Source organism: Frankia torreyi (genome assembly GCF_000948395.1).
Lineage (GTDB): Bacteria > Actinomycetota > Actinomycetes > Frankiales > Frankiaceae > Frankia > Frankia torreyi.
This window is the reverse complement of record NZ_JYFN01000003.1, coordinates 77,377-90,371: the sequence shown is the minus strand read 5'-3', so window position 1 is coordinate 90,371 and position 12,995 is coordinate 77,377. Positions and strand designations below refer to the sequence as shown.

General features: G+C 72.7%; 9 protein-coding genes. 7 read left to right on the top strand and 2 right to left on the bottom strand.

Annotated features, from left to right (window positions below):
* Nucleotides 1–2,399: 2,399 nt before the first annotated feature.
* From FF36_RS02885 to FF36_RS02865, 5 genes are read left to right on the top strand one after another with little or no spacing between them, the layout of a single operon-like run.
* On the top strand, nt 2,400–3,230 hold the full coding sequence (locus FF36_RS02885) for a sugar phosphate nucleotidyltransferase (protein WP_044883391.1): 831 nt from the start codon (nt 2,400–2,402) through the stop codon (nt 3,228–3,230).
* Nucleotides 3,231–3,253: 23 nt separating this feature from the next.
* Entirely contained in the window at nt 3,254–4,639 is a 1,386-nt protein-coding gene (locus FF36_RS02880) for a DUF4910 domain-containing protein (protein ID WP_044883499.1), read from the top strand.
* Nucleotides 4,632–5,495 carry an IspD/TarI family cytidylyltransferase gene (locus tag FF36_RS02875; protein ID WP_052680922.1) on the top strand — a complete coding sequence of 288 codons (864 nt, stop codon included), beginning with the start codon at nt 4,632–4,634 and terminating at the stop codon, nt 5,493–5,495. Before FF36_RS02880 ends, FF36_RS02875 begins: the two co-directional genes overlap by 8 nt.
* Complete coding sequence (locus tag FF36_RS02870; protein WP_044883389.1) at nt 5,458–6,384, top strand: phytanoyl-CoA dioxygenase family protein; 927 nt, start codon at nt 5,458–5,460, stop codon at nt 6,382–6,384. The genes FF36_RS02875 and FF36_RS02870 overlap by 38 nt, the downstream gene beginning before the upstream one ends.
* Nucleotides 6,381–7,154, top strand: coding sequence for an SDR family oxidoreductase (locus tag FF36_RS02865; protein ID WP_044883388.1), 774 nt, complete (start codon nt 6,381–6,383; stop codon nt 7,152–7,154). The genes FF36_RS02870 and FF36_RS02865 overlap by 4 nt, the downstream gene beginning before the upstream one ends.
* Nucleotides 7,155–7,275: 121 nt before the next feature.
* Here FF36_RS02865 and FF36_RS02860 read toward each other — a convergent pair whose 3' ends face one another.
* Nucleotides 7,276–8,664: a glycoside hydrolase family 26 protein gene (locus FF36_RS02860; RefSeq protein ID WP_044883387.1), complete on the bottom strand. Its 1,389-nt coding sequence runs from the start codon at nt 8,662–8,664 to the stop codon at nt 7,276–7,278.
* 526 nt (nt 8,665–9,190) lie between these two features.
* Between FF36_RS02860 and FF36_RS02855 the strand changes: the two genes are divergently transcribed.
* Entirely contained in the window at nt 9,191–10,504 is a 1,314-nt protein-coding gene (locus FF36_RS02855) for a hypothetical protein (protein WP_242422250.1), read from the top strand.
* A 66-nt stretch (nt 10,505–10,570) separates the two neighbouring features.
* A complete protein-coding gene (locus FF36_RS02850; protein ID WP_044883385.1) occupies nt 10,571–11,245 on the top strand; it encodes an O-methyltransferase in 675 nt (224 codons plus the stop codon).
* A 161-nt stretch (nt 11,246–11,406) separates the two neighbouring features.
* On the opposite strand, the gene FF36_RS02845 is transcribed toward FF36_RS02850, so the two are convergent.
* Nucleotides 11,407–12,966 (bottom strand): Wzz/FepE/Etk N-terminal domain-containing protein, encoded by a 1,560-nt coding sequence (locus tag FF36_RS02845; protein ID WP_044883384.1) that lies wholly within the window; start codon nt 12,964–12,966, stop codon nt 11,407–11,409.
* Between the last annotated feature and the right edge of the window lie 29 nt (nt 12,967–12,995).

Sequence of the window (12,995 nt, the reverse complement as noted above, 5' to 3'; positions counted from 1 at the left end):
GGGGGGCCCAGCCCTCGGCCTGCCGGCCTCCGGGACCGGTTCCGGCCCGGTCCGTCCGCGGGCGCAAGCCGTCCCCGCCATGGCCACGGGTGGCCGCGGGGCCGTCTGCGGGGGCACCGAAGGCGGGACCGGACGGCTGTGACGGCGCCCACCGGCCGCCGCTGCGAGGATCATCGGCCAGCCAGGCGTCGCGGGCGGCGGACCAGGCGCCGGTGCGCGGTATCCCCTGGGCGGACCCATGGTCGTCCCATCTCCCGGGGCGATGATCGTCCTGGTCCGCGGCGTCACGGCGACGACCGTCGCCTGGCGGGGCGCCGGTCTCGGACCAGCGCAGGACGCCCGTCTCGTCCGCCGGGTGCGCGCCATGGGGTGGCGTCCGCACCGGCGGGGTCGGGAGCGCATGGTCCGGCGGCGGGGACGAGGGCGGGTCCGCCCGATCGTCGCCCGGCCACCCGGGGTCATCGCCGCGCGCACCGGGCCGGCGGATCTGGAACAGCGCCGTGCCCTCGTCCCAGCCGGACGGGGCGGTGGGGTTCACCGGCCGCCCGGCCGAAGGCCGACCGTTCACCAGGACGGCCCGCTCGGAGAGCGGATTGGTCGGCGCGTCGAGGGGCGGATCGGCCGGTGGCTCCCTTGGCGGATCGGTCGGCGCACCGATCGGGGCAGCAGCCGGGGCGCCGACCCGCGGGGCCGCCGGCGGACCCACCGACAGCCCGGTGCCGGGCGACCCCGCGCGGGCCGATGAGTCGCCCGGACGGGACTCGACGGACCACAGGTCACCCGGACGGGACTCGACGGACCACAGGCCGCCCGGATGGGACTCGACGGACTCGGGGTCAGGCGGACGGGAGCCGGGCAGGCGGAGGTCGGGCGGCCGGGCTGCGGGCAGCCGGGGGCCGGGTGGGCGGGTGCCGGGCAGCCGAGGTTCGGCGGGTCGGTCCGCACCGCCCGCAGACCGGTCACCGTCGCCGGCCGTCCTCGCCCCCCTCGCGGGAACGGTCATGGACGGAGGGAGGAGCACCACCGGCGGCGTCCGGCGCCGGCGCCCGGAACGGCCGTTGCCCGTCCGGTGGTCCGCGCGAGCGCCGCCGGCGTCCCCGTCGGGCGACTGAGCCCCGCCGGAGGAGCCGTCACGGCCGGCGCGGTGAGGTTCGGTGGCGCGGCGTCGGTCGACCCGGTGTCCGCGCTGCCCGCCGTCCTCGTCGACTTCGGCGGACGGTGGCGCAACCCGCTCTCGGTCGCCGGCCGAAGGTTCATCCGACCAGGAGCGCCCACGCACCCGCATCACCCCAGATCGTGCTCTGTGCCCCATCGAAACATCTCGGCGTAGCCGGCGCGCAACTCTCACCCGGGGTGAGAATTCCTCCGCCCGGCCGACCTGCCAGAAGATTCGTCGGCACCGGCAACGCCACGAGCCGAGGCTCTTTCACCAATCCAGTAGTGACGGACGAACCGTAACAACAACGCGCGAAGAGCGATGTCGGCGGCCTCGGCCTATCACGGACAGCAACGATCATCCGCATCGGCACCAAACCCCTTCCGCTCCGTGGGAAGCAGCCGGCAGCCGGCGACCGCCGGCAGGCCGGACGCCCGCGTCATCGCGGGATCCACCAGTCAGGACGCGGTACCGACCGGGCGAGTTGCCGGTCCTGCGAAGATCTGGCACTCTTGACCATTCATTCGCCACGAAGGTGGGCCGCGGGGTGCCGTCTGTCCTGGCCGCGCCCGCCGGCCGTCGAGCCGGTCAAGGGCGGCCCGGCGGGCCGGCGAGCGGCGCGGTGCATGACGCCGGCGAGCGACCTGACCAGCGGAAACGAGTCCCGGCGGCGCTCTGGGGAAACGGCGTTCGCGGGGGCAGCGCGAGGTGCGCCCGGCGGCGGCGTGGCGGGAATCTCGCGGGGGCGGCGCCACCCGGTACGCAGACCACGTGCGGGGCGGGCGTCGACGACGCGGCGCCAAGCGCGCGGGGAAGGCTACGCCCCGGCATGACCCGGTTGTCGGGCTTGCCCGTCGGGCGGCGTCGTCGCGCGGGTCTGCACCGGCTTGGAGGGACTCCCCCAGCAGGCAGAGGACCGTGCGGTACCGTTGCGACGGCAGTGCCGGGGGGGCGCCGATGAAGGCGGTCCGTCGCCGGTATCCACCGAGAAGTGGCAGAGGGGGATCACGCGTCCGCGCGCGCCAGGAGCGCGGGCGAGCGAGCGATGTCCTCACGCGCGGGAGCGTGCCATTCCGCGCACCGGGAACGACCGGCGGCTGTCCCCGTCGGCCCCGGCATCGGTCGGCGAGTGGCAGCAGGCCGTTACGGGTCACCCGGAATGCACCGCGGTCCAGCGAGGACCATGCCATCAACCCCCGCCCCACCGAGCCCGACCGGGGCATGAGCACGGGAGACGCAAGCCTTGAGCATCGAAAGCGCCAGGACCACCGAAATCCCCGACGCTGCCGACATCCCGGTCGTCATCCTCTGCGGCGGGATGGGTACCCGGCTGCGGGAGGCCAGCGAAAAGCTGCCGAAGCCGCTGGTGGACATCGGCGGCAAGCCGGTGCTGTGGCACATCATGAAGACGTATGAACACTACGGCTTTCGCAAGTTCGTGCTCTGCCTCGGCTACAAGAGCGACCTGATCAAGAACTACTTCCTGGCCTACCGGGCGCAGGTCGCCGACTTCACCCTCACGCTCTCCGACGACCACACGCCCCAGTTCCACAACGCGGTGGGCGACGAGAAGTGGGAGGTCACCTTCGCGGAGACCGGCCTGCTCACCGGCACCGGCGCCCGCCTGCGCCGAGTCGCCCAGTACCTGACCGGCCCGCGGTTCATGCTCACCTACGGCGACGGCGTCGGCGCGATCGACGTCGGCGCCGTGCTGTCCGACCACGTGGAATCCGGCCGCCTCGGCACCGTCACCGGCGTCCGGCCGTCGAGCCGCTATGGCGAGCTGGAGACCGATGGCAACGCGGTCACGCTGTTCGCCGAGAAGCCGCCGCAGACCGGCTGGGTGAGCGGCGGGTACTTCGTCTTCGAACGCGAGTTCATCGACAAGTACCTCGACGACGACCCGGCGCTGCTGCTGGAGCGCCACCCGCTGCAGCAGCTCGCCCGGGACGGCCAGCTCACCCTGCACAACCACGACGGGTTCTGGATGGGCATGGACACCTTCCGGGACTGGACCGAGCTCAACCAGCTCTGGGACTCCGGGTCCGCGCCGTGGCGCGTCTGGGCCGACTGAGAATTCCGGACGGATCCGCGACGATGACCGAATCCGCGAGCGTGGCCGGGACCACCGGCCACGCCGGCGACCGCGACGGTACCGCGCTCCCGGCCGATCCTGGCCGCTGGCTGCACGATCTGGTCGCCGACCTGCTGCCGCCCATGCGCAGCATCACCGGCGAGGGCGTGCGCACGACGCTGCGCACCGTCGCGCGCGCGCTCGGCCCCGACGTGCCGCTCACCGTGCACGAGGTGCCCAGCGGCACGCCGGTGCTGGACTGGACCGTCCCCCGGGAGTGGAACGTCGGCTCGGCCCGGCTGATCGGCCCCGACGGCAAGACCGTCGTCGACGCCGCCGACAACCCGCTGCACCTGCTGGGTTACAGCACGCCGGTGCGCGCCCGGATGACCCTCGACGAGCTGCGCCCGCACCTGTTCTCGATGCCCGACCGACCGGACTGGGTCCCCTACCGGACGTCGTACTACAACGAGAACTGGGGCTTCTGCCTGACCGACCGGCACCTCGGCGCGCTGCCCGCCGGCGAGTACGAGGTCGAGATCGACACGACGCTCACCGACGGCTCGCTGACCTACGGCGAGATCGTGCTGCCGGGCGAGACGTCCGACGAGTTTCTGATCACCACGCACACCTGCCATCCGGCGATGGCCAACGACAACTGCTCGGGCATCGCCACGGCGACCCTGCTGGCACGGGCGCTGGCCGCCGGGCCGCGGCGGCACACGTTCCGGCTGCTGTTCATCCCGGGGACGATCGGCTCGATCACCTGGCTGGCCCGCAACCGGGACACCGTCGGCCGCATCCGGCACGGGCTGGTCCTGACCGGCCTCGGTGACCGCAGCGACCCGACCTACAAGCGCAGTCGCCGGGGTGACGCCGCCGTCGACCGGGCCGCCGCGGTGGCGCTGGCCGAGACCGAGCGGCCGCACCGGATCGTCGAGTTCTCCCCCTACGGCTACGACGAGCGGCAGTTCTGCTCGCCCGGCTTCGACCTGCCCGTCGGCCGGTTCGGCCGGGGTCAGCACGGCGAGTATCCGCAGTACCACACCTCGGCCGACGACCTTGAGTTCGTCACGCCCGAGTCGCTCGCCGACTCGTTCGCGATCCTGCGGCGCACGATCGAGATCTGCGAGCGGGACCGGACCTGGCGCAACACCGCCCCGTACGGCGAGCCGCAGCTCGGCCGGCGCGGCCTGTACCGGGCCATCGGCGCGACGATGAATCGCCAGGCCATCGAGATGGGCCTGCTGTGGGTGCTCAACCTCGCCGACGGCACCCGCAGCCTGCTCGACATCGCCGAGCGCGCGGGGCTGCCGTTCGACACGGTCGCCGAGGCCGCGGACGCGCTGGCTGGCGTCGACCTGCTCGCCGAGACGGGCGCCGGCCCCGGGGGAGCGACCGGTGGCTGATCTTGCCGGCAGTCCAGGTAGCCCAGGCGGCCCAGGCAGCTCAGGCCGGTCCGGGCGGCCGGGGCGGGCCGGCAACTCCGGGCCGGTCTGGACGATCGTGCTCGCGGGCGGCGGCGGCACCCGCTTCGGCGGGCCGAAGCAGTTCTTCGACCTCGGCGGCGAGCCGCTGCTCGCCCACCCGGTCGCGGCGGCCCGCGCGGCCAGCGACGGCATCGTCGTGGTCGTGCCCGCGGGAACGGCCGGAAGCTGGTCGGCCCCGCCCGGCGTCCGGCAGGTGACCGGCGGCACCACCCGGGCCGAGTCGGTCCGGGCCGGCCTCGCCGCCGTTCCCGCGGACGCCGGCGTCATCGTGATCACCGATGCCGCTCACCCGCTGGCCACCCCCGCCCTCTACCAGCGCGTCGTCGACGAGGTCCGGGCCGGGGCCGACGCCGCCGTGCCCGGCCTGCCACTCACCGAAGTCGTCAAAGAGATCCGGGTCGCCGACGAGATCCGGGTCGCCGACGAGATCCGGAGCGCCGACGAGATCCGGCCGGCGGCGGGCGGGCTCGGTCCCTCCCCCAGGCTGGTCGCGGGGGCATCCCTGCCGCGGGAGACCCATCGGCTGGTGCAGACGCCGCACGCGTTCCGGGCGGACCTGCTGCGCTCCGTGCATGCAGGCGCCCACGAGGCGGTGGAGGACTCGGCGATGGTCGCCGAGGCCGGCGGCCTGGTTGTCGTCGTACCAGGCGAACCCGCCAACATCCATGTCACGACGCCGGACGAACTCGCCATGGCCCGGCTGCTGCTCACCCACGTCCGTTCCGAGGGGGAATCCGATGAGTTCGGTACTGGTCGAGTCCACGCTGTCCGATGACGAGCGACGGGCCAAGCTTTACCAGGGCGACCTGTTCGTCTATGCACCCAGGCCGGCGACCCGCGAGTTCGTCGAGTTCAGCCGCGCACTGATCCGGGAGGCGTTCGGCAGCCTCGACCCGGAGACGGCGCAGTACCACATGCCCGTCGAGGAGTACGCCGCCCTGCTCGCGGAGCTCAAGCCACGGTTCATCCACCATCCGACCTGCAAGGAGCTGCTGCCGGCGATCCTCGCCGAGCATGGCGCCGACCCGTCGAAGACCTACTTCGACGTGCCGCGGCTGCGGACCTCGACGTCGGACGACTACCTGACCTCCGGCATCGCCTACGCCTTCCACCCGCACCGCGACACCTGGTACTCGGCGCCGTTCTGCCAGCTCAACTGGTGGATGCCGATCTTCGACATCGTCCCGGAGAACGGCCTGGCCTTCCACCCGCGCTACTTCAGCCAGGGCGTGAAGAACGGTTCCCGCGACTACGACTACTACGAGTGGAACGCCAAGAGCCGGGCGGACGCGGCGAAGCACATCAAGTCCGACACCCGCAAGCAGCCCAAGCCGGAGGAGGAGGTGGAGATCTTCCCGCAGACCCGGGTGGTCGCGCCGTCCGGCGGCATGCTGATCTTCTCCGCGGCGCAGTTGCACTCGTCGGTGCCGAACAACTCCGGGCGCACCCGGTTCAGCATGGACTTCCGCACGGTGCACTTCGACGACGTCATCAACCACGTCGGGGCGCCGAACGTCGACTCCGAGTGCACCGGCACCACGATGCGGGACTACCTGCGCGGCACGGACCTCACCCGCATCCCCGAGGACATCTGCCTCAGCTACGACACCGCGCCCCCGCGGGAGGACGCCGTGCTGGTGTTCTCCCAGGCGTCGAGCGCGTGACGGCCGGATCCGCGGGCGGCCCGGCGGCGGACGCGGTTCCGCTCGCCGGGCACGTCGCCGTCGTGACGGGCGCGTCCAGCGGCATCGGCCGCGCCACCGCGTTGCGCCTGGCCGCCGACGGCGCCACCGTGCTCGCCCTCGGCCGCGACCAGGCCCGGCTCGACGGCCTCGGCAAGGAGGCGACCGGGCCGGGCACGCTGCTGCCGGTCCGGCTCGACCTGACCGACGACGCGGCCGTCACCGACTTCGTCGCCGAGGTCACCGTCCGCCATGGCCGGGTCGACCACCTGGTGCACAGCGCCGGGGCCTACGCCAGTGCCCGGGTGGACGCGGCCTCGCTGGCCGACCTGGACGCGCAGTACCTCGCGAACGTCCGGGCGCCCTACGCGCTGACCCAGCGGCTGCTGCCCGCGCTGCGGGTCGCGGGGGCCGACGGCGGCGCCGACATCGTCTTCATCAACTCCACGCAGGGCATTCGCGCGGGCGCGGGAGCGGGCCAGTTCGCCGCGACCCAGCACGCCATGCGCGGCTTCGCCGACAGTCTGCGCCAGGAGATCAACGCCGACGGGATCCGGGTCGCCACGATCCACCTCGGCCGCACGGCCACCCCACGCCAGGAGACGATCTACGCCCGAGAGGGCCGAGAGTACGCGCCGGCGCTGCTCATCCAGGCCGACGACGTCGCCGACCTCGTCGACTACCTCATTCGGCTCCCACCCACCGCCGAGATCACCGAGCTGCACCTGCGCCCCGCGAAGAAGAGCTACTGACCCGCCGCCGCAGCGCCGCCCCCCGCCCCACCAGAAGGTGGTGTGCGGGGGAGCGGCTCCCGCTGTCTCTTCCACAGGGATAAATCGGACGCCGACCCCGGTGGAAGAACCATGGAGGCCCTCAGCGGGGTGGTGTGGTCGGTGGCGGCGGCGCGCCGAAGAGGGCTCGGTAGCGCTGGGCGGCGCGGGGGTTGCTCGGGGGGTCGACCAGCGAGGACTGGACGTTGCCCGCATCGGTCGCGGTGAAGTACGCCTCGTAGGCGAGGTTCGCCCGGTTCGCCTGGAACAGCTCGTACATCTTCTGGACATAGAACGGGTTGTCCGCGCCGCCGCCCGCCGAGCGGACGACACCCCATTCCGGCACGGCGAACTGCTTGCCATGCTCGCGCGCGAACCGGGCGACCGTGCAGGCGCCCGAGTCCAGGTTGCACTGGGCGTCGAAGGTCGCGCGGGTGAAGGACGGCGGGTAGGAATCGTAGGCGTCGATGCTGACGACGTCGACGAACGCGTCACCGGGATAGGCGGCCCAGACATTGTCGCCGCCCGGCATCGAGTCCCGGTGGGCCGAGATGTTCCAGTCGATGCGGACGCCGGGCGAGGTCGAGCGGATCGCGGTCACCGCCCGCTGGAAGCAGGTCCGCCAGGTGGCGGTGTCGCGCGGGTACCACCAGAACCAGTCGCCGTTGAACTCCCAGCCGAGCCGGACGTAGGCGTCCGGTCGGCCGTTGCGTACCAGCGTCCGCCCGAACGTCGCCCAGTTGGCGTCGTAGTCGCCGCGGGCACAGGCGGCCTCGTTGCCGTCCTTCGGGAACAGCGGTTGAGCGATGGACACCTTCCCGGCGTAGGCGTCCGGGCGGAGCCCCGACAGCGGCCAGTCGTCGGCGACAATCTTCCGCCAGTTGTCACGGACGGTGAATACGACGGCGACGTCGGTCCGGCGGCCGAGCCAGCGTTCCCACGCGGCCAGGTCGTGGGGCGGGTTGGCGTTGGCGCCCGAGGGCCAGGCGACGCCGCCCGCCGGCGGGGCGGGCGGCCTCGAAACCTCACCGCCGCCGCCACCATCGCCACCGCCGCCGAGCACGACCAGCCCGACGGCACCGAGCACGGCCACGAGGATCGCCGCGAGGCCGGTGACGGCCAACGCCCGTCCGCGGCGTGACGGCGGCAGACGCCACCGCGATCCGCCCGAGCCGCCGGCTCCGCCAGACCCGCCCGAGCCGCCGACCCCACCGGACGGACCGACCCCGCCGGACGCGTCGTCGGGCTGGTCGGGCTGGTCGGGCCAGAGTGTCAAGCCGGACAGCTCGGGGTCCGTGGACGCGCCAGAGTCCACGGACCCCGAGGTCCGGATGCCCGGCAGCGGCATGGTGCCGGTGTCGGCACCGGGCCAGCCGGGCCCGCCACCCCCCTTGATCGAGACGGCGCGGGTCGGCGAGGTGCCGCCCCGCTGCGGACCGAACCGGTCGGACGGGGGCGGACGCCCTCCCGGCACGATGCCGGAATAGCGCACGTTACACCTCCACGCTGAGGACAGATCGTCGCCAGGCGCCGGAACGACCGGACGTCATCACGACAGCAATGAACGACCGACCCCGCCGCACAGGTACGAGAACAGGCTTCGGCCGCGGCCGATAACGCCGCCCTGATACGAGGAACGCGGGCCTTCACCCAGGGAGTTCCCAGGCCGGAGAACTTCTCCGACCGCAGCCGTCCGGGCGGCCCGGGCCATTATTCACCCGACGGCGCCAGGTTCCCGGAAGACACCACGAGGACGACTGCGGGCGGTGACGGACGGGCGACCGTACGCCCCGGGAATTGACCGAAGACCACGGTGGGAGGCGTCCGATCGGCGCCGGTTAGACTTGCCGACGGTGCCGTCCACGCACGGCCCACCGGGCCGCCATGCGGGGTCACCCGGCTGTCGTCCGCAGCGTTCGCCGCCGCCCACCCGGCCGCGGCGCGCCCGCCGACCGAGAACGGGGGACGGGAAACCAGTGGTAACCACCACCCTCACGACCAGGATTCCGCGGTCGTGGGTGATCCCGACCCAGGAGGCGGGCAGCGGCCGGACGGCCAACGACGCGACGCTGCGGCTGCTCACCATTCTGCTGTTCTTCGAGATCTTCTTCCAGCGGATCGCCATTCCCGTCGGCGGCTCACAGGTCCAGGTGATCCTGCCGATCACCTACGTGTGCGCGGCGATCATGGTCCGGCGTGGCGGCCTGAGCCGGAACTCGGGCCGGATGACCGGCTACCTGGTGGCGATGACGGCGTGCTCGCTGTCGGCGCTCGTCTCCTTCCTGCGGCAGAAGGACAGCACGTCCCTGACGTCGCTGTTGCTGCTGCTGGCGACGTATGTCCCGTTCGTCTTCGGCCTGCGTCCCGCCGACGCCCGGGCGCTGCTGCCCCGGCTGCTCGACCGCTTCCTCATCATGATCACGGTGCTGGCCGGGCTGGCCCTGTTCCAGTTCGCGATTCAGCTTGTCGGCGTTCCGTACACCGACGTGGTCAAGGACGTCGTGCCGTCGAACTTCCTGATGCACGGCTTCAACACTTCCTACCCGGTCCAGTACGGATCGTCGCTGTACAAGTCGAACGCCTTCGTCTGTCTGGAGGCGTCGTTCTGCTCGCAGTTCCTGGGCTTCGGCATCGTGGTCTGCGTCCTGCGCAACGGCGGCTGGTGGCGGCTGTTCATGTTCGTGCTGGCGATTCTCAGCACCGTTTCCGGCACCGGCCTGCTGCTGCTGGCCTTCGCGGGTGTGCTGCTGGCCGTCCACAAGGGCGCCAAGTTCGCGTTCACCGCCCTGGTCGGCGTGGGCCTCATCGCCCTGGTCATCAGCTTCACCCCGGCGTCGAGCATCTTCGCGGCCCGGGCGACGGAGACGTCCTCGTCGACCTCCAGCGGCAGCCTGCGCTTCGTCCAGCCCTACCAGCGCACCTGGGACGCGCTCGGCAGCGATCCGGCGACGGTCGTGTTCGGCTCCGGCGCGGGCTTCGCCGACCGCGACGCCGGCGAGTTCTTCCGCCGCACCGGTCTGCCGCTGAACTACGCGCTCGTGCCGAAGCTCGTCCTCGAGTACGGGGTTCTCGGCACGGTGACGTTCCTCAGCTTCATCGTGGCGATGTTCGTGCGTGGCTCGCAGTCGTTCGTGCTCTCCGGGTCGGTGTTGATCTTCTACACTGTGCTGTCCGGCGGCCTGCTGGCCCCGGTCGTCACCGGCCTGGGCCTGCTGCTCGTCGGCTGGTTCACGGTCGCGCCGGAGGAGTCGCTCCGGCTGGCGGACGATCCCGGGCCAGCGCCGCCGAGCCCCTCGCCCCCTGCGCAGCGCAGGTCCTTCGCGGGCATCTGAGACCGCCTCGCCGGGCCCCGGCCGGGCGCCCGGCGCCCACGCTGGCGACCATGGAGGTGCCCACCGGTGGACGACCTGGTGCAGAACTGGCGAGCCGTCGACGACTATCTCGTCGACACCCTCGTCGACGATGACGACACGCTGCGGCAGGCGCGGGCCGCGAGCCACGCGGCCGGGCTGCCGCCGATCGAGGTCGCGCCGAACCAGGGCGCCTTCCTCGCCCTGCTCGTCCGCCTGGTCTCCGGCCGACGGGTGCTGGAGGTGGGCACCCTCGGCGGATACTCGACGATCTGGCTCGGGCGGGCCGTCGGACCGACCGGCCGGGTGGTCACCCTGGAGGTCGATCCCCATCACGCCGAGGTGGCCCGGGGCAACCTGGAGCGCGCCGGCCTCGGCGCCGTCGCGCAGGTCGTGCTCGGTCCCGCCGTCGACTCGCTCGACGCGCTGATCGCGGCCCAACCCGAGCCGTTCGACCTCGTGTTCATCGACGCGGACAAGCAGAACAACGCGCGCTACCTCGCCGCCGCGCTGCGCCTGACCCGCCCCGGCAGCGCGATCGTGATCGACAATGTGGTGCGCCGCGGGGCGGTCGTCGACCCCGACAGCGCGGACCCCGACGTCCAGGGGACCAGGGCCGTGCTGGACCTGGTGGGGGCGGAGCCGCGGCTGACGGCGACCGCGCTGCAGACGGTGGGCAGCAAGGGCTGGGACGGCTTCGTCCTCGCACTCGTGCGCGCGTAGAGCCGGGCCGGGCCGCGGCCGCGGAACGGCTCGGCCCTCGCAGAACGGCGACGGCCCCGCTCGACGCGCAGGGCGCGAGGAGCGGGGCCGTCTGTCGCTCTGGCTGTCTGCCGGCCGCCGTGGGCGGCCCGGCCGGCAAGGGCGGGGCGAGGGCCGGGTTGTTACCGGGCGGGACGGGCGTAGCGGTCGGTGGCCTCCGGATCCATGCCGCCGCGCTTGCTCGGCGGACCTTCGCCGCCCACCGGGGAGTTCGACGTGATCGTGTCGACCGAGGAGCGACGCTCCGGGGCGGCGTTGCCGGTCGCCCGGCGGATGCCGGTCCGGCCGTCGTGGACGACGCCCACGACGCGCTCGGCGAGCGCCGGCCAGTCCCGCGGCACCTGCTCCAGCTCCTTGAGGTGCGTCTCGGTGGACGTGATGACCACGACCGCGTCGGCCTGGATCGCCGACGCCGCGGTCATCGGCAGCTCGGCCAGCGCCGAGGTGACCAGGATGACCAGGTCGACGACGGGCGCGCGGTCGGCGAGGATCGGCGCGAGGCCGCCGGGGCGCGCCGCCCGGGCCGGCGAGACGCGGTTGTACAGGATGTGCCCGCGGCCGGTGCCGGACGAGCGGGCGAGGCAGGTGGGCTCGTGCGCCCAGCGGGGCAGCTCCCCGGAGGTCGCCCGCGGCAGCCCCTCCAGCGACGCCCGCACCTCCGACGACGGGGAGGTGTCGAGGATCAGCACGACGCCCTGGTCGTCCGACCAGGCCGCGGCGACGGAGGAGACGAGGTCGGCGGCGAGGTCCCCGCGCGACGCCGGGGTGAACGCCACCACCTTGCTCGTCGGCGACATCACCGCCGACATTGCCGAGACGAGCGTCTCGGCCGCGCTCGCGGTCGTGCGCCCCGGCTCCAGCGCGGCGATCAGCGGCACGCCGAGGGTGTCCGACGGGTTGTGCGGGTCGAGGATCGTCGGCCGCCGCTGGTACATGATCCAGATAGCGGCGATGGAGCCGAGCAGGCCCACGATCACCGCGACGAGGACGTTGCGCAGCAGGTTGGGACCGCCCTGACCGTCGGCGACCGGCGGCTCTGCCAGCTTCACCGCGGAGCTACCCAGCACCGCCGCAGTCTCCGCCGCAGCGATCTTGGTGTTGAGGTCCTGGATCTGCGCGGTGCGCACACCGACGTCATTGGCTGTCCCCGCAGCCGAACCCTGCCCCTCAGTGACGAGCCGGTCGCGCAGATTTTTCAGCGCGGTCACCGACTCCTGGCTGTTGGGGCCATAATTCGTCAGCAGCGTGCTGTAGGCCGTCTCGGCGGACTTGACCAGGGAGTTCGCCGCCTCCTGCGACGGCCCCTTGCCCTTGATGACGAAGAAGTAGCCCGCGTCCGACGGGGACGTGCTCAGCCGGCTCGACACGTCCGACTCGGACAGTTTGAGGTCCTTCGCGATCACCGCCACCGCTGCCGAGGACTGGGCGAACTGCGCCTGGGTCTGGACGAAGCGGGTCGCGTCGACCGAGCTCGCCCCCAGGGTGCCCGAGTCGGTGGAGAGGAAGACCCGCGCGCTCGACGCGTAGGTGGCCGACTGCGCCTTGGAGTAGATGGCCGCCAGCGCCGCGAAGATCACAACCACGATCACGATGATCAGCAGCCGCGGCTGGATGATGCGGAACAACGAGGGAGCGGACGGGGCCCGGCTGGTCTCGCCACCCGCCTGTGCGTTGCGGCTCATGACGTGCCCGCCTCGGACTCAGGACGGGC